Source organism: Nitrosomonas nitrosa (genome assembly GCF_003051105.1).
Lineage (GTDB): Bacteria > Pseudomonadota > Gammaproteobacteria > Burkholderiales > Nitrosomonadaceae > Nitrosomonas > Nitrosomonas nitrosa.
This window is the reverse complement of sequence record NZ_QAOO01000039.1, coordinates 1-17,603: the sequence shown is the minus strand read 5'-3', so window position 1 is coordinate 17,603 and position 17,603 is coordinate 1. Positions and strand designations below refer to the sequence as shown.

At 47.0% G+C, this 17,603-nt stretch carries 17 protein-coding genes and 2 pseudogenes; 10 read left to right on the top strand and 9 right to left on the bottom strand.

All coding sequences use genetic code 11. The features are described 5' to 3' along the window. Positions 1 to 386 (bottom strand): transposase (locus C8R30_RS14420; protein WP_420812416.1); only part of this gene is annotated, 386 nt, incomplete at its 3' end. Positions 387 to 674: 288 nt separating this feature from the next. Here C8R30_RS14420 and C8R30_RS14410 point away from each other — a divergent pair. The 6 genes and pseudogenes from C8R30_RS14410 to C8R30_RS14390 form a co-directional block, all read left to right on the top strand. Continuing rightward, positions 675 to 1,497 (top strand): annotated as a pseudogene (locus C8R30_RS14410) (transposase); the annotation flags it as partial. 115 nt (positions 1,498 to 1,612) lie between these two features. Beyond that, entirely contained in the window at positions 1,613 to 2,176 is a 564-nt protein-coding gene (locus C8R30_RS14405) for a TetR/AcrR family transcriptional regulator (protein WP_258192064.1), read from the top strand. Continuing rightward, positions 2,173 to 2,721, top strand: coding sequence for an efflux RND transporter periplasmic adaptor subunit (locus C8R30_RS16770; RefSeq protein ID WP_258192063.1), 549 nt, complete (start codon positions 2,173 to 2,175; stop codon positions 2,719 to 2,721). Before C8R30_RS14405 ends, C8R30_RS16770 begins: the two co-directional genes overlap by 4 nt. Positions 2,722 to 2,820: 99 nt before the next feature. Further along, positions 2,821 to 3,324, top strand: coding sequence for an efflux RND transporter periplasmic adaptor subunit (locus C8R30_RS16765; RefSeq protein WP_476703509.1), 504 nt, complete (start codon positions 2,821 to 2,823; stop codon positions 3,322 to 3,324). After that, a complete protein-coding gene (locus tag C8R30_RS14395; protein ID WP_107790445.1) occupies positions 3,321 to 4,526 on the top strand; it encodes an ABC transporter permease in 1,206 nt (401 codons plus the stop codon). Before C8R30_RS16765 ends, C8R30_RS14395 begins: the two co-directional genes overlap by 4 nt. Position 4,527: 1 nt before the next feature. Continuing rightward, positions 4,528 to 5,238 carry an ABC transporter ATP-binding protein gene (locus C8R30_RS14390; protein WP_107790444.1) on the top strand — a complete coding sequence of 237 codons (711 nt, stop codon included), beginning with the start codon at positions 4,528 to 4,530 and terminating at the stop codon, positions 5,236 to 5,238. Between the two features lie 42 nt (positions 5,239 to 5,280). Here the strand turns inward: C8R30_RS14390 and C8R30_RS16495 are convergent. The 8 genes and pseudogenes from C8R30_RS16495 to traJ form a co-directional block, all read right to left on the bottom strand. Further along, positions 5,281 to 5,472: pseudogene (locus tag C8R30_RS16495) on the bottom strand (transposase); the annotation flags it as partial. Between the two features lie 129 nt (positions 5,473 to 5,601). Next, a complete protein-coding gene (locus C8R30_RS14380; protein ID WP_107790443.1) occupies positions 5,602 to 6,717 on the bottom strand; it encodes a JAB domain-containing protein in 1,116 nt (371 codons plus the stop codon). 20 nt (positions 6,718 to 6,737) lie between these two features. Further along, on the bottom strand, positions 6,738 to 9,575 hold the full coding sequence (locus tag C8R30_RS14375) for a zincin-like metallopeptidase domain-containing protein (protein WP_107790442.1): 2,838 nt from the start codon (positions 9,573 to 9,575) through the stop codon (positions 6,738 to 6,740). Continuing rightward, complete coding sequence (locus C8R30_RS14370) at positions 9,562 to 9,783, bottom strand: conjugal transfer protein TraD (RefSeq protein WP_107790441.1); 222 nt, start codon at positions 9,781 to 9,783, stop codon at positions 9,562 to 9,564. Before C8R30_RS14370 ends, C8R30_RS14375 begins: the two co-directional genes overlap by 14 nt. A gap of 18 nt (positions 9,784 to 9,801) precedes the next feature. Then, the gene (gene traF, locus C8R30_RS14365) at positions 9,802 to 10,341 is read right to left on the bottom strand and encodes a conjugative transfer signal peptidase TraF (RefSeq protein ID WP_107790440.1); all 540 of its coding nucleotides are present in this window, start codon (positions 10,339 to 10,341) and stop codon (positions 9,802 to 9,804) included. Between the two features lie 29 nt (positions 10,342 to 10,370). Beyond that, positions 10,371 to 12,206, bottom strand: a complete 1,836-nt coding sequence (locus C8R30_RS14360) for a type IV secretory system conjugative DNA transfer family protein (protein WP_107790439.1) — start codon at positions 12,204 to 12,206, stop codon at positions 10,371 to 10,373. After that, entirely contained in the window at positions 12,206 to 13,831 is a 1,626-nt protein-coding gene (gene traI / locus C8R30_RS14355) for a TraI/MobA(P) family conjugative relaxase (protein WP_107790438.1), read from the bottom strand. Before traI ends, C8R30_RS14360 begins: the two co-directional genes overlap by 1 nt. 60 nt (positions 13,832 to 13,891) lie before the next feature. Continuing rightward, complete coding sequence (gene traJ, locus C8R30_RS14350) at positions 13,892 to 14,260, bottom strand: conjugal transfer transcriptional regulator TraJ (RefSeq protein ID WP_107790437.1); 369 nt, start codon at positions 14,258 to 14,260, stop codon at positions 13,892 to 13,894. Between the two features lie 355 nt (positions 14,261 to 14,615). On the opposite strand from traJ, the gene C8R30_RS14345 reads away from it, so the two are divergent. From C8R30_RS14345 to C8R30_RS14325, 4 genes are all read left to right on the top strand, one after another. After that, positions 14,616 to 14,939 carry a TraK family protein gene (locus C8R30_RS14345; RefSeq protein ID WP_107790436.1) on the top strand — a complete coding sequence of 108 codons (324 nt, stop codon included), beginning with the start codon at positions 14,616 to 14,618 and terminating at the stop codon, positions 14,937 to 14,939. Next, positions 14,939 to 15,670: a nucleotide-binding protein gene (locus C8R30_RS14340; protein WP_107790435.1), complete on the top strand. Its 732-nt coding sequence runs from the start codon at positions 14,939 to 14,941 to the stop codon at positions 15,668 to 15,670. The genes C8R30_RS14345 and C8R30_RS14340 overlap by 1 nt, the downstream gene beginning before the upstream one ends. Then, positions 15,667 to 16,095, top strand: a complete 429-nt coding sequence (locus tag C8R30_RS14335) for a conjugal transfer protein TraM (RefSeq protein WP_107790434.1) — start codon at positions 15,667 to 15,669, stop codon at positions 16,093 to 16,095. The genes C8R30_RS14340 and C8R30_RS14335 overlap by 4 nt, the downstream gene beginning before the upstream one ends. A 232-nt stretch (positions 16,096 to 16,327) precedes the next feature. Beyond that, a complete protein-coding gene (locus tag C8R30_RS14325) occupies positions 16,328 to 17,485 on the top strand; it encodes a site-specific integrase (RefSeq protein ID WP_107790433.1) in 1,158 nt (385 codons plus the stop codon). Positions 17,486 to 17,603 lie beyond the last annotated feature (118 nt).

The following is a 17,603-nucleotide window of genomic DNA, read 5'->3' as shown; positions in this document are numbered from 1 at the left end:
AACTTCTGCTGGAACTCTTTCATGCCGCAAAAAGCCTGGTAATAAGGATTCCGCTTCCACTGCAATACTATCGATTCGTCACTCAAATTCTCTAATTGCTTCAGGATCAATAACCCAACCAGCAACCGGATCGGCTTACTCGGTGCTCCTGTCGCTGCTGTGTAATGAATGGAAAATGATTCCTCAAACTCTTGCCACGGTATCGTTGATGCAAGCTTCAACAATGGATCACCGGGATCAAGCTGCATCAACAAATCTGTTCCAAACAGATTCGGTTGATGACAGCGCAGTGCTTGTAGCAGTGAAATCCAGAGCAAAGCAGCGAATAAGTTGCCTGAATTTAGCTTCTCTAATTCGAGAACGAAAATAGTATCTGTTTTTAACATTCATCTCAGCAAGTTAACACACTTTCGTAAGTGCTTAACTTCCTAAGACCCTTAAGCAATTATGATTGGATAGTAAAATAACGTAATATTTTAATATTAAACGATTAGGATAGCAGGATATTAAAAGAGAATATGTCTCTATACTATTTTTAGTTAAAAGAGGAAGCACAGGAAAATCCGCCAAAATTGCATGATAAGGCGCAACTTAAAGCCTTTAATCATCCGCAAAAAGTATCAAACTGAAAATAGTTCATAGGCATAAAATAGAATAATCCTATATAGGGTTGTTATCCGACAGATCTTGGACTGCTGAACGAAGCACGTGAATTGAGTGAGTGCATCATTGATGAGCTTCATGCCAATAGTAACCGGACACAGAAAAAGAAGCCGCGCACTTATCGCGAAATTGCCAGGAAAGCCTACCTCAGCTTGGTCAAGCTGAGACGGCCATCCAACAGAAAACGCCGTGCCGGTATCAGACAGCAATTGCAGTTTTTGCAGCGGAATTTAAAGCATATTGAAGAAATGCTGACGGAATATCCGCTTGGCACGCCCATATCGTTACACAATGGGTTGTTACGCCGCTACTGGGTATTGCCCCATCTATACCAACAACAATATGAGATGTACAAAACCAACACCAGACGTTGCGATGATCGCATTGTCAGTATCAGTCAGCCGTATCTTCGGCCCATTATCAGGGGAAAGCAAGGCAAGACCGTGGAATTTGGCGCCAAAATAAGCGTGAGTCTGACTGGCGAAGGGTTGGCGCATGTCGACAAGCTGCACTGGGACGCGCAACATGAAGGCCATGACCTTGAAGCGCAAGTTGAGGCCTACAAAAAGCGTTACGGCTATTATCCTGAAGGCGTCATTGCTGACACGCTATATGGCTTATGGCTCCCGTGATAATCGCAGCTATCTGGAACGCAATCATATACGCTTCTCAGGCAAACCACTGGGACGTCCACCAAAGATTACACCTGAAAACAAAGATGAATTGATGCGCCTGAAAGTACAACATCGACAGGAATATCGCGAGCGCATTCCGATTGAGGAAAAGTTTGGCCAAGGAAAGTATGGATATCGATTCAACAATATTCGAGCCAAGTAAGTACTTCTTGCGGTTTTTATTTTTCGTGATAAGATAGTAATCAATTACTATATTCTGTGAGACAACCTTGGATACTCATTCAAAGCATCTTCCAGCCGGCGAACGAAGGGCCGTGACCGTTGAAGCAGTGGTTGAGCTGGCGGGTTTGCAAAACCCAAGCGAGATCACAACCGCGGCTATCGCCAAGCACATGAACCTGACCCAGGGGGCCTTGTTTCGACATTTTTCAACCAAAGAGGCGATCTGGCAGGCGGTCATGGAATGGGTGGCGGAGCGTCTCTTGGCCCGTATAGACCATTCTGCGCATGGAATCAAATCACCATTGACAGCCATGGAGGCCATATTTATGAGCCATATTGAGTTCGTGGCTGAGCACCCCGGAGTTCCAAGGATGATGTTTGGTGAACTTCAGCGTTCGGAATCAACTCCGGCCAAGCGAATGGTGCAGACCTTAATTCAACGTTACGGGGAGCGTTTGTATCGATTTATCGAGAAGGGCAAGGCGAGCGGCGAGATGTCTCCCGCACTTGATACTGAAGCGGCGGCCATGCTGTTCATTGGCACGATCCAAGGCTTGGTAATGCAGTCGCTGCTGGTCGGCGACGTGGAACGCATGCGCCGCGATGCACCACGGGTATTTGCAATTTATCGGCGTGGTATCGAGAGCGCTCAATGAAAAATACGCCTTTGCAAAGCCGTACCTTGGCTCTACTTGCTGTCATCATTCCGCTAATCGCGCTTTTTATTTATGTCGCGCTGCGATCCGGACCACTGGCACCAGTAGCTATAACCGTTGCAACAGTGGAATCGCAGGCAATCACACCATCTCTGTTTGGCATCGGCACGGTCGAGGCGCGCTACACATACAAGATCGGTCCAACGGTTGCCGGGCGCGTGAAACGTTTGAATGTGGATGTGGGTGATCGGGTGAAGTCTGGGCAAGTGCTCGGCGAGATGGATCCGGTCGATCTTGATGATCGCATTCGCTCACAGGAGTCGGTACTCAAGCGTACGGAAGCGGTGTTACGCGAGGCGGAAGCACGGCAAGCCTATTCCCAAACTCAGGCACGTCGCTATGAGCAACTGTTTACCGTGCGCGCAACCAGCGAAGAAATCGTCATCACCAAGCGGCAAGAACTGCAAATCGCTGATGCCACTCTATCTGCTGCGCGGGAAGATCTTGCCCGCGCCCGGTCTGATCGCGAGGCATTGATGGCGTAGCGAAGCAATCTGCGCCTGATAGCGTCGGTCAATGGTGTAGTTACTGTACGTGATGCCGAACCTGGTACGACTATCGTTGCAGGCCAAGCTGTGGTGGAAATGATCGACCCCAAGAATCTTTGGATCAATGTGCGCTTCGACCAGATCCGTGCATCGGGGCTCGCAGCGGATCTATCTGCGAACATCGTGTTGCGTTCGCGTAGTGGCCAAACGTTGAAAGGCCGTGTGCTGCGTGTGGAGCCGAAGGCGGATGCGGTTACCGAAGAAACGCTGGCCAAGGTGATCTTCGATAACCAACCAGAGCTCTTGCCGCCAGTGGGCGAATTGGCGGAAGTTACAGTCGATTTGCCGACACTTCCTGTCGCTCCTGTGATTCTCAACGCTGCCTTCCGGCGTGAGGGTGACAAACTAGGTGTCTGGCAGATCGCAGATGGCGATCTGCGCTTCACTCCGGTCAAGCTCGGGGCCTCTGACCTCGATGGTCGTGTGCAGGTGCGTGAAGGGCTCAAGAACGGTGACCAAGTCGTGATGTACAGTGAAAAGACGCTCACCGCACGCAGCCGAATCCACGTGGTTGAGCACATCCCGGAGGTTTCACGATGATTAGCTTGGCCGGTCGCGACATTCTCCATGCCTGGGGAAAGTTCGTCTTCACCGGTGTTGGCCTGGGCCTCCTGATCGGTGTGACCTTGATCATGGCCGGGGTGTACAGGGGCATGGTGGACGACGGCAAGGCGCTACTCGACAACAGCGGCGCCGATCTTTGGGTGGTGCAAAAGGACACCTTGGGCCCTTATGCGGAGTCGTCCAACCTCAACGATGATGTGTATCGCAGCATTCTCGCCATGCCGGGAATCGCTCAAGCAGCTAATGTGACGTACCTGACCATGCAGATTCGTAAAGATGAGAGCGATGTACGTGCCATGGTGGTTGGCATCGCCCCCGGCAAGGTGGATGCTACACCCGGATGGCCGCCTTATCTCGTGGCAGGCCGTCAGATCACGCGGGGTCACTACGAGGTGGTGGCGGACATCACCACAGGTTTCAGCCTTGGGGATCGTCTTACCATCCGCCGTAATCATTACACCGTCGTGGGGCTAACCCGGCGCATGGTGTCCTCCAGCGGTGACCCGATGATATTCATCCCGCTCAAGGACGCTCAGGGGGCGCAGTTCCTCAAGGACAACGATGCCATTTGGCAAAGCCGCCGTCGTACAGAGGCCAATCTGGCGCTCAACCGACCCGATGTGCCGGGCCTGCTAGATGCCGTGATCGATTCACAAAGCAGCAATCCGTTTGTAAATGCCGTGCTGGTCACGCTGAAACCTGATCATACGCCAGATGAGGTAGCCGAATCCATCCGCCGCTGGAAGCACCTGACGGTATACACCCGATCGCAGATGGAAGAAATTCTTGTCGGCAAACTGATCGCCACATCGGCTGAGCAGATCGGCTTGTTTCTGGTGATCCTGGCTATTGTTAGCGCGTCTATCGTCGCCTTCATCATCTATACACTGACGATGGACAAAATCCGTGAGATCGCGGTCCTAAAGCTCATCGGCACTCGCAACCGAACCATCGCCGCGATGATCATGCAGCAAGCCGTTGCGCTGGGGCTGATCGGCTTCGTGGTAGGCAAGATCACTGCAACATTTGCAGCGCCGCTTTTCCCCAAGTACGTACTGTTGATGCCACTCGACTCAATCACGGGCTTCCTCGCCGTGCTTACGATCTGCGTTCTGGCGAGCATCGTTGCCATTCGTATGGCGCTCAAGGTCGATCCGGGCGAAGCCATTGGAGGTTGAGATGAGCGATAAAGGCATCCGCATTGAAGGTCTGAAGAAACGCTATGGCGAGGGCGATACCGCATTCGATGCCCTGAAAGATGTCGATATGCAGGTGGCGCCAGGCGAGGTCGTGGGGCTCATCGGACCATCTGGATCTGGCAAGAGCACCTTGCTCAAATGCCTGGGTGCCGTAATCGACCCCACCGCCGGCCGCATGATCCTGGGCAACGAGGTCATCTATGACAATGCCTGGAATGTGCGTGATCTGCGGGCCTTGCGGCGCGACAAGATCGGATTCGTGTTCCAGGCGCCATACCTGATTCCATTCCTCGATGTCACCGACAACGTCGCATTGCTACCAATGTTGGCCGGCATCCCCAATGGTGAAGCACGCTCGAAAGCGCTTGAACTGCTTACCGCTCTGGACGTGCAACACCGGGCCCGCGCCATGCCATCACAGCTTTCTGGTGGTGAACAACAGCGAGTCGCCATTGCTCGCGGATTGGTTAACCATCCACCCGTGATCCTGGCCGATGAGCCGACGGCGCCACTCGATAGTAAGCGCGCTATGGCCGTCATCTGCATTCTCAATGACATGGCACGCAAGTTCGAAACCGCGATCATCGTCGTCACCCATGACGAGAAGATCATTCCCACCTTTAAACGCATCTACCACATCCGTGACGGCGTGACATATGAGGAAGCGGGCGAAGGACGGGGATTCGGATGAGCATACAATTGGATTCAAGGAGCTTTCCATGAAAACACCTGCGCTCACCGGTTTGGCTCCTGCACCCGTCAACTGTCCTTTTGTTGCCTGTCGAACCAAATTCTCTAATGTCTGGCTGGGAATCCCCAGCACTTTGGCTGTCGCCGCGCAAGATTGACCGCTCTGAACCAATCGAACTGCTTCTAATTTGTATTCCAGTGTATACGATGCTCTCTTAACTTTTTCTGCTGTCATTTCTTCGTATCCTTAATTTGTATTGTAATCTCAGTTAAGAAATGAAATACGTTTTTACAGGGCAAGGTCACCCATTCCAGCACACCGTGGGACTAAACACCTAAATAGAAATTAAATACCGAATAACTGTCAGCGTGTACGACTGTTGCGTTTGCTCAATCCGCCATCTTCCTTCACAAATGTTCTGGGCTTCCTAAAAATCGCGCTTATTTCACCGGGCGTTGACGCAAATAACCCTTCTTCTCGCAATGAACGATAATCAGAGCCCTCTACGGTTAGCACATCTTTTAGTATGCCAACTTCACAGGCTTTAGATAATACCGGGTGTCTGTAATCATTAGCTTTCGTAATGGCAAATACCGTATTGACGCCAGAATTGCGTGCAAAATTTTGTAGTCGTGCCAAAAGCAGATTTTGAGGACGATTCAGTACACATAGAGGTAACTCACTTAACGATAATACAAAACCTGTTGCACTGATACCTATCAAGTTAAAAAACTGATCCCGTTTTTTTAAGGCATGGCCTATCTTTGCCAGATCCTCCGGTGAGGCTATTTTCTCCAAAAGCAGCTCATGACTTTTATAATGATTATTCTGATAACCTCCTGCTTGGTCACCCATCCAATCCACAAAATCGACATGACCGTCTTTATCAATGACACTGTATTGACTGGTATTGATAACCACATGGCCTTTGAAACTCGGAACAGTTGATGCCAGTATCTCTGTGAGCCTGATATCCTGACTTGATGGCGTAGCATTACCCGATGGATGGTTGTGTAATAACCAGTAACCATCTGCTTTAACATGTCGCCTGGTCTTTTCTACCAAAACACCCAGATCGTGTTTGGCATGTCCAATCTTTTCCAAATAGACTGCGCCCGGTAATCTGGAACTCACAGCAGTATGATGAACGATGCGATTCATACGGGTATAGAAGATTCTCAGCGTCTCATAACGCGGATCGCGCAGTATTTGCGCCATTATTGCCAGATCATGGCCTGACTTGATGGGCTGATTCAGAAAAGAGGTTCCTCCTTTTTCTTTGAAATCTTTTGGGAAATCGCAACCCAATAAGGTGCCACCTGCCCATCGAGCATGAGCTTCAAGCAGTTCTGTATAGGCACCTCGCCCTGCTTCCTTTTGCTTTTCGGTAGTACCGGGACGAGTTTCAATTTTTTCATAAAGATCACCTTCATCAGAATTGGATGGGATTCCTGGAATCTTCAGCATAGTATCGCGCATCTTGTAGTCTCCTTAAAAGATTACCTGGCCAATGCCCGTTTTTGCTTGATTTCCTGCCGCTCAGGTTCAATAGGGGCTTGTAACCTCAATAAGCTGTGCTGTTTAGCCTGCTGAGATATTTTTTCAACAACCGATCCAACTTGTCGTTTGACGGCTTCAATACCAAGTGAGCTTTTATTGGCGAGATCATTAAAATCATTTAATTTCTTTGAGTCCTGCTCACCCGGCGCAAAAACCGGAAATACCGCAGACCCATTTACCAATGCTGCTGCTTCAAGCGCTTTTTCTTTGCCGGGGTTTTTGCTAAGGGTAGATTCCAGGTGATGATCATCGTCGCCTGCGATGACGATTGGCTTGTGCGGGTATTTATGATGTAAATCCTGCGCAACTTTGGGCAGATTCCCCGAATCGAATGCGGCGATGACAGGACAATCCAGTGCCTGGGATAGCGTGTCTGCGGTGGCATAACCTTCAGCAATCACAATGGCTGGTGAAGCATCCAGTGCTGTGAGTCCCTGACTCTCGCCACCAACAACATGAAAGTTATTCTCTTTCTTACTACCCGCTGCAAAAAGTTTTGCACCACTTGCCTGTATCGTTTGCACGCTCCAGATTTTTCCATGGATATCTTGTGCAGCTAGCAACAAATCACCGGCTGTCAGCACAATACTGTCTGGATTTTCTTCTCGTAGTGCTTTGACTTCCTGCCAGTTCTGACCAATCCTGATGATTGAGTCATGGAGTAAATCATCCGCATTCTGCGGCACAATTCTCAGGTCACCTGGTCTTGCATGCTTGTCTTTCAGATAAGGATGCTCGGAATCGGCTGCCGGTGCGATTGCGAGCAATTCTTGAATTGCATCAGCAACCTTGATGTGCTGCGTCTGTTGTTCGGCTTTTCTGTTTTGTTGCTTGATGGCTGCCTGGGCGATCAGCTCGGCTTTTTGTGCATCCGTTAACGAATACCCCTTGGCCTTCCAGCGCGTCTCTATACCGGTTCGATTATTCTTAAAATATCCGGCTGGATGACCATCCAGATGTGCCACATAAAAACCTGATTTCTCACCGAACTTGTCGCCTTCAACTTTAATTCTGTGTGTGCTGCCATCCATCACCGGATGATTGCCATCAACCCGGCAACCTTGAGTGCGCAGCAAATCAGCAAATTCACTATGAGGATCGATAGCCGGTTCCTGCTGCTTGGCAACATTCCCCGGCAGCCAACGCTGCAATGTTTGAATATCTGCTTCTGACCCGACATACCAGGCACGGGCGGTTTTGTCCCAGCGAGCCCCAGCGGCCTTCGCTAAATCCTTATCACGATAAGGAACAATCAAATATTGACAAGCATTGTCATCGTTTTGCTCGGTCTTGGCTCCTGATATCGATACTTCAGTACTGATTGGATCATTTCGGATGCGGTTTTCATGGATGTTGGCAAGCTTGGCGGCCTTTTCATGCTCACTTTGTTCTGCAGCGACATCAATGAGTGCAAGCAAATTGGTTAAATCTTGCGCTTCCTGTTTAGACTCGCAGTCTTTCACCCATTGAAAGATCTGATCATCACGCTGCATATACACACCCCAAAATTGCGGCTCTCTATTCAGTGAATCAGCGGATACTATAGACTCAATGTCATTTTCATCGGTTTGAATCACGTTACCCTGCACTTGGGTGCGCCCATTCCAGTCAGCCGGAATGCTAAAACCCAGTTTGTCCTCTGCGACTTCCTCAAACTCCAAGTTATCAATGCCGCCGCCCCTCGTAAATTTGAGTGCATCGGCTACCAGAATGATGGCATCTTGATCCTTTTTTGACATAGCTTGTGTCAGATCATTAAACCGCTTGATATTGTGGGATGCGATGGTGGCCAGATCAGGTGAGAGATTCAGTAAATAAGCTGTGGTGTTTTGCTTGATTTGATCCATCTTGATTGCCTCCTGCGTATCAATTTCTTTTCCAATTTCCTGTTGTTGTGTGAATGCCAGTACAAAATCCTGGATTTTTTCTGCATCAGCGGCGGCACGGAATATCTCTGCCGGATCCTCCTGCAGCGCTTTGATCCATGAACTCACATACGCCACATGCTGCCTCGGATCATGACCAATCCCCAGCTCACCGCTGAGCAGCATGCTGGCAATCTCGGCGCGCAATTCTTCGCGGCCGTAACCTTCACTACCGAATGGATGCGAGAGGTCGCGGTTTAAACGCAACTCATGACCGGTCCAGTGGCCCAGTTCATGCAGTGCGGTTGCGTAGTAACGATCGGGGGTTGGAAACTGGTGTTTGTGTGGCAAGTGGATACTGTCGGTTGATGGCCGGTAAAATGCGCGATCAGCCTCGCCATGACGGATCACGGCATTGGATGCTTGTAATATGTGCTCAGCACGCTCCAGCGGATCCCAGTCAGGGGCTTTAAAAATGAGTTCTGGCAGATTATCCACTTGTTCAGCATTAAATACGGATGCGTAGAACACCCTGGGGCGTTCAAGCCTGACCTGTTCTTTAATGGGCTGTCCCTCAGTATTGAGTACAGGATTCCCAATATCATCTTTTTTGATGTGCTCATCGGTGAATTTCCAGTATTGCACGAGCGTGCTTTTTTCACCTTTGCGCACCTGTGCGCCAAGACTTATCGCTTGCTTGTATGTTAGCCAACGCGGATCAGTATGCGCACGGCTCATCAGGTTCAGGCTATTAATTCCCCGGTAGCGCTTACCCGTTGTTGGGTTGATCGGTAATGCGGCCAGCAGATCACCGGGTTTCCAGGGTTTTTGCCAGGGTGCAATGCCTTTTTTGAGTTGCTCAATCAGATTCTCGGCGACTTGTTCATGAAAAGCTTTCTTATCTTCTTTCATCTTCGGCCTCCGCTACATGATCGATCGTGCTATCCAGCGCATCTTCCTCACTTAAAGCGTCTTCTTTGAATGCGCCCAGCCTTTCAGCTTCTAAGGGATCAAATTCAGCCTGGAAGCCTGGTATTTCTGCATCGAGTAGTTTTTCCTTGATCACCTGATCTTGAATGTCAGGATTTTTTGATTGAGTTTCATCGTCCGTTCTATTCATGGCGCTTACTCCTGTTGGCTAATGACTCCAGGTAAATAAAGGGTATACAACATGTTGAATCTGATCACGCGCAATCAATCCGAAATAGCGCGCATCAAAAGATTGTGGGTTCAAATCGGATAGCAGCAGGTACTCAGCATCATTGAGCACAATGTTAAGCCGGTATTGCGGCAATGGTTGATCCTCAGCATCGGCTGTTAGCTGGGCGCTGTTGGGTAAATGCTCACCATTCACAAAGATGCCTGCCTGATCGATGGAAACCGTATCTCCGGATTGTGCAAACACACGTTTGAGCAACAAACCGTAACCGCCAGCGCAATCCCCTCGATTGATGTAGGATCTATCCTTGGCCATATCAAAAACCACATTCTGCGGTGGGCAGAAAGCGACATACGCACCGCTTACAATGGGTTCATCAACGATTTTGTAAAAACCCACTGGCAAGCTGGGTGTGATATTGATATAAATCCCGCTGATTCGTGCACCAATACTCAGCACAAATAGGCTAACGCTCATTGTCAGAACAGAAACAGCCAGGATTTTTATGGGTTTTTTCATGAAGTTGATTCTCATGCGTGCCAGGTCTTTCACAATCCGGTTAATTTATCGTTGAAGCTCGGGGGATTGACTTGCGCCCGTGCCGTAAAGATCTCATCCTGGAAATACAAAGGCTGTGTGCCATAAATGGCCGGGAAACCGGCCACATAAATAATCATGTCGCCCGGTTTTGTAATCTTGCCTTCAGCATCTTTCACTGGGCCGGGCAGTCGCATACATTCATCCGCCGTTAATAACGCGCGCTGCGTCTCCTGTAGGGTACGTGTCACATGTCCATGCATCATCGATGACCTGCGGCCGCTGGTGGTAATCTGCTCTTTGATGACCGTGGTTTGCCCGGTCAGCTTGGATAAATGCTCTGCTGTTTCAATCCGGTTGGGTGCAAATGCTGTCTGGATATGACAGTTGGAAGTAATGGCTTCATCATGCCCGTAGCCGGTTTCACGGCTTTTGAGTTGATTTAAGTCCTGGCAGATCAGATAGGCTTTCATGCCATAACCTGCGATAAACGCGAGTGATTCCTGGAAGATTTCAAGCTTGCCTAAACTTGGGAATTCATCCAGCATTAATAGCAGCTTGTGTTTGTAATGCGCGCTGGGTTGGCCGTCTTTAAACGTTATTCTATCGGCCAGCTTTCGGATGATCATATTGATCAGAATGCGGATTAAAGGACGTAACCGCGATTTATCATTGGGGTGTGACACGATATACAAACTGACAGGATGCTCATGGTGCATGAGGTCACGGATTCTAAAATCGGAATCACTGATATTGTTGGCGACGATCGGATCACGATACAAAGATAGATAGGATTTTGTGGTTGATAGTACTGAACCCGCTTCTTCCTCCGGGCGATCCAGCATATCGCGTGCACTGGCTGCAATCACCGGGTGGCTCTTACCATCCAGATAATCCTGCATGGCCATTTCCATCCACAGCTCCCTGATATCGCGATCAGGATCCGAGAGCATGGAGTCAACAGTGGATAAGGTGGCGGGAGTTCCTTCTCGCCCTGACTTGTACAAAACATGCAAAATGACACCTACCAGCAATGCCTGGCTGGTTTTTTGCCAGTGGGTTTGTAATCCTTTACCATCTGGATCAACGATTAAGGTGGTCAGGTTTTGAACATCGGCGACTTCCATGCCACTGCCAATCTGGATTTCATCCAGCGGATTCCAATGCGCACTGCTAGTTGAAGCCGGATCAAAACGCAGCACCTTATTTTTGGCATGATGCTTTCTCCAACCGGAAGTGAGTGCCCATAACTCACCTTTGAGATCAGTAATGACTGCACTCTGAGTCCAGGAAAGCAGGGTCGGTATGACGAGACTCACACCTTTGCCAGAGCGGGTCGGGGCATAACACAACACATGTTCCGGGCCACTGTGTTTCAGATAGTGGGTTTTGCCGGAATTATCCCGCCATCCGCCGACATAAACCGCATCGCTTTTGTGATTCTTGCCTGTTGCCAGTAGTCCTGCGGCTACAATGTCCTTCTTATCCGCCCACCGGGCCGATCCATGCAATCCCTGATTGGTTCTGGATGAATTAGCCAGTACCATTTTAATGACCAGCACCAGTATCAAACCGATGCTGGAAAATAAAATACCAATACTTGCCGCCAGATCGAAGATGCCCGAAAATTGGTCATACCATTTGACTGCCCACACCAGAATAGCCCAGGGTTCATAAATATGAAAAAGGTGTGCGCCCAATTGCGGCTGATAAGTGAATTGTTGCGCAAAATACTGAGTTGCGACCTGGAATCCGCCAACAAGACACACAACGGACAATAGCCTAATGATGAGTGTATCCTTCTTAGAACTCCTATTGTTTTGAGATAAAAAACTACTCTTATTCATTAAAGACTCCTTCTGGGAGTTGAGGGTGTGGATCGTATTCCACCTACCGATTGCGCTTTGGATACTTTGTATTGTTTCATTAACTGCTGACGGTATTGTTCCAGTTCCTTGTCATCAAATGTCACGCGCATTTGGTTTTGTGCGGCCACTTCAGCGATCTCAAGTCGAAACGATTCAGTTCCATTGATCGCCAGGTGGCTACCGTACTTCTTCATGGCCACTTGCAAAATATCTCTCAAGGCTTCCTGCGATGTATCCGGCAGAACGATGAGCCGTTTGCCGTCATCACGGATGGTGGTTGATCCTGCTTTATAGGTGACTGTGCCGATTTTGCTGATCGATTCCACCAAGCCATCCTTAAAGTGACTATTAGCGCTTGGGCCATCATGGATTTGCTTAGCCGATACCTGGTTGCCCTTAAATTGACCGGTTCTTCTGGATCGCAAAACACCTAATGTTTCAGCATTGCCGTTTTTTGCCTCAAATGTGAGCCAATCCAGCCACCCCATTCTGGGATGACGGGTTTTAGAGCTTTGATAGGCTTTCTGGTAATCGCTTTTAATGGCAGTTATCGTTGTTTTGAATTGCTGATGTACAGTTGCATACAGTGCTTTTTTGGCCAATCTCCCAGCTTTGATGCTTTTAATAATGTTACGCTTGAGTTTTGCTTCCCGTTGGGCGCGCTCAATGAGTTGATCTCTGTTTTGTCGCAATATTGCCCACTGGCTTGAACGTTGTCTGGCGCTATTCGCTTGCTCTTGCTGGTATCTTGCATAGAGCCTTGAAGTATCCATCCGGTTTTGCAATGGTTTTAGTTGATATTGTTTGGTGTTTGAACGTGAAGGCTGTACAGAATGATCATTCTGTACAAATGCACCCAGTCTTTGAGTTAAATTCCCTTTGGATAAAGAGCGATCAATAGAGCTGGCTTTGACAGCTACGCCATTGTTGGCGACCAATACAAACCCGTTGCCACGCTCTTTAATTGCAAGGCCGTGTCTAGCTAGAACCTTATGTAAATCCTGCCAATTGTCCGACTGCTTCAATTCATCCAAGCACTCTCGCTTGATCCAGCCCAGTAAACTCTCCACGCCTGTTCTGGTTTCAATTTCCTGCGCCACTCTGGAGGCTTTATCACTCACGGTTTCATGATTAACTTTTGTTAAGCCATATTCCTGTTCGATTTGCTCGCAAAGCTTGGCTACTTTTTTGTAGTCATAGTAGGGATTATGGATTGTTAAGTTTCTAGGATGTATCTTGTTGATTGCGATATGCATGTGCAGGTTATTGGTGTCATCGTGCACGACGCTGATGCGTTGATGACCATTAAAACCCAATGCATCACAAAACCGCTCTTCAATAGCATTCAGATCAGAAAGGGATAAACGCTCCCTTTCAGGGAAACTTAATACCAAATGGCAGGTTTTGTCTGATTTGGCGCGAGTGTTCATTTCCTGTGTATTTTGTATCTCAATGAGTGCAGCTATCTGATCGTCTGAATAACAGTTTGATACCTTGATCTGACTGACACGCTCACTCTTGTCTTGAGGATCGGTTAGATACTGTATCAGCGCAGAATAGCTGCTTTTGCGCACGGATTTGATGGGTATGATTTTAGCGATCATCGTATTTAAGCTGCTTAAGTCAAAAAGGACTATTCCGAAAGTTATTTTTAAATCTGAACATTATTTTTTAAGCTTCATAATGACATCCAGCATCGTGCTTTGCGTATTCCGGATACTGTCCAAGGTTAAATGCAACTGCAACTTGCCAATTAATTTTGTACGCTTGTCGTTGGTAAGCCAAAGTTTGATCAATCCACCCAATCTGCCAAGATCACCGTTAATTTTTAGCAGGCTATCTACCTGTCTGCTGTCAACAATACTGGGCACTTGATAACCCAGGCCCAGATTGCGCAAGTACTCGGCAACAGTTAATCCGGCATCCGTTGCTTTATTCTTTATTTCAGCTTCCTCGATTGGCAAAACAGGAACCCTGAGCTTCTTATCTCTTCTTTTTTTCCCGATTGTCTTTGGGTTCTTTTTGGCAATCATTTTAGTTTTCCTCGAAGAGCAAGATCAGCGTTGAGCACAAAGTGCGAATAAGTTTGAGTGGAGATGGCCATCTCCACATATCTTGCCCGGTTATGTGAGTTTTAAGAAATATACTAACACTATAATCGATGTTTGCAAATAGTTTATTTTCGTTATATCATAATTTCAAACAGTATAAAAACACTTGAAAGAAGCTTCATTCAACTAAATAACAGTCACTTGGAAACAAAAATAAAGGATAAGCAATTAAAAGAAACTGAAAGCAACAAAAAGAAACAGAAAGAAACAGAAAGGAAAACAAAAAAACAAAAAGCGGTTTGTACGCCAAGATAAATATTTTTGTGGAAATTGTGTGATGACTAAATCCTTATCAGATCGAATCGCACTTTATGCGGATAAAAACAAAAGTACCGGTAAGCAATTTTTACCGGCATTCATCGCGTTGAAACCTGAAATTGAACAAGCATTAAAGGATGGCTGGACGATTCGGCAGATCTGGAACATTTTGCACCAGGAAGAAAAAATCAAATGTTCTTATCAATGGTTCAGGACTTTGGTCAATCGACATATTGGTGAGGACAGAAAGCAGCATTCTCGCATTGATCAAGGAAAGTCAGCTGGTAATGGTCATGAAGGATTTTGTTTTAATTCTGCAACTGAAAAAGAGGAGTTGGTCTGATGGCTAAAATACATATGATTCTGCAAGGGAAGGGCGGAGTAGGGAAGTCGTTCATATCATCCACGCTAGCACAACATAAGTTTGCCAAAGGCGGCAATCCATTATGCATTGATACAGATCCGGTTAACGCCACTTTTTATGGATTTAAAAAACTCAATGTTAAGCAAATTAATGTGATGAACAATGATGAGATTGATCCGAGAAAGTTTGATGATCTGATTGAACTCATCGCTCAAGCTGAAAATGACGTCATTATTGATAATGGTGCCAGCACCTTTGTGCCGATGTCACATTATCTCATCAGCAACCAGATCCCCGCGTTGCTTTTGGATATGGGGCATGAATTGGTTGTACATACCGTCATCACGGGTAGTCAAGCTCTACTGGATACGCTCAATGGATTCGTGCATCTGATTAAACAATTCCCCAAGGAAGCATTGTTTGTTGTCTGGTTAAATCCCTACTGGGGTGAAATAACCATGAATGGCAAGCAGTTTGAGGAAATGAAAGCGTATGTGGATAACAAAGCCCGAGTATCAGCCATTATCCGAATTCCGCACTACAAGCCTGAGACTTTCGGCAAAGATTTAAGCGAAATCCTGCAATCAAAATTTACCTTTGATGAAGCGCTTAAAAATAGTTCTTTGCCGGTGATGGTACGCCAAAGGTTAACGATTATCCGCAGGCAGCTTTTTACCAATATTGAAAATGTAGCGGCAGTTCTAACATGAGTGCCGACAAATTAGATGCGCTCATTGAAAGAATAGCGTCAGAGCATGGAATAGTTTTGTCGCAGGATGATCCGGTATTGATGATGCATACACTCAACGAAGTATTGCTGGAACAGAATAAAGAGGCCCATGCTGAGCTTCTAAGCAATTACCAGGCGATATTGGAAGAAAACTTTAATCGATGGTGTGAATATTCGACCAAAAAATCCAATGCCATTATCAATGCATCCATGAGTAACGTGCAATTAACACGAGATCAATTCCTGGAAAGCTGTACTCAGCTGATCGATGAAAAGATAAAAAGCGGGGTGGATCAGGAGATTTATGATCTAGCCAGAATTTCCAGGCAGGCGTCCATTATCAATTTACTGTCTGCCGTTCTGGTATTAGTTTCGGTGGTATTGGTCTTTGTAATTTTGAGCTAGAAACAAAATTTTTACATTAATTTAAAAAATAACATGCCCTGAGAAAACTTTTACTGACAGCAACACAGATGACTAGCGCAAACTACGTAACCATTAAAAAATTCTGTGAGGAAACAGGCTATACACCGGAAGCGATAAGCTCTAAAATTTATCGTGGCGATTGGTTATGCGGTAAAGAATTTACCAAAGCGCCGGATGGTAGAATTTTAATCAGCATCAGCGGGTATCACAAATGGGCAGAAACAAATATCCAGGCGTCGCAGCAGGTAGCGCAACATCGATTGCCATCAGCTTCTACTATCGAGGACAAAAATGCCGCGAACGTATCAGGCTGCAGCCCACTCCCTCTAACCTAAAACGAGCTGCTAATCACCGTGCCGCTATTTTGTTGGCCATAGAGAACGGTACTTTTGATTATTCTGTGACATTCCCGAATTCAAAGAATGTTCATAAATTCTCGCCCACACAATACACCGTTAGAACTTATCTCGCAGAATGGTTGGCAAATAAAGAACCAACGATCAAAGCAAGCACATTAAGAGATTATAGAAAAATTATACACAACCTAGTGATACCTCTATTTGGTGAGATGACGCTACACATGCTAACTCGTGCAGATGTGCGTAATTGGGTGGCTAGTATGGATTGCTCGAATAAGAGGATTATTAACATCTTGAGTCCACTACGCGCCGCCCTACAAGACGCTCAACATGATGACCTGATACCGGTTAATCCGTTGTTTGGATGGACGTACAAGCGCAATGAACCGCCAAAAGAAAAGACATACGTTGACCCATTTAATGCAGAAGAGCAAGCGGCAATAATCAAAGCTGCTGCAGGATCAATAAAAAACCAGTGCATTGTGTTTTTTTGGACTGGGATGAGGACTTCAGAACTAATTGCCTTAGAATGGACAGATATTGACTGGAAACGGAAGAAAATAAAGATTAACAAGGCGCATACTTACGCTGCCAAGAACGACGAATCTACAAAAACAAAATCAAGCAATCGGGAAATCGACATGCCTCCACATGTGGAGACTGCACTGATCAATCAAAAGCTGCATACCCTATTACAAGGCGGGAAAGTGTTCTTAAATCCGCGCACCAGCAAACAATGGACTGGCGACCAACAAATCAGGAAAGGATTCTGGATTCCATTATTGAAAAAAGCCGGAGTGCGTTACAGAAATCCGTATCAAACACGTCACACTTTTGCATCAATGATGTTGTCGGCTGGTGAGAATATAGCTTGGGTATCTGCGCAAATGGGTCATTCTAATGTGTTAATTACAGCTAAAACATATGCTCGCTGGATTAACAATAATGAGCAACATGGGGTAAAGGCGGCTGAGATGTACGGACAGCATTTAGGCAACATTGATAAATAGGATATTGATTTTATGCTAAATAATGGCGGAGAAGGCGTCCGCCTAACCCACTTTCTACCCTTGTCTACCTACATCTACCTACGTACCAAAAGCCCATATTTAAAGCCACTTTACAGAC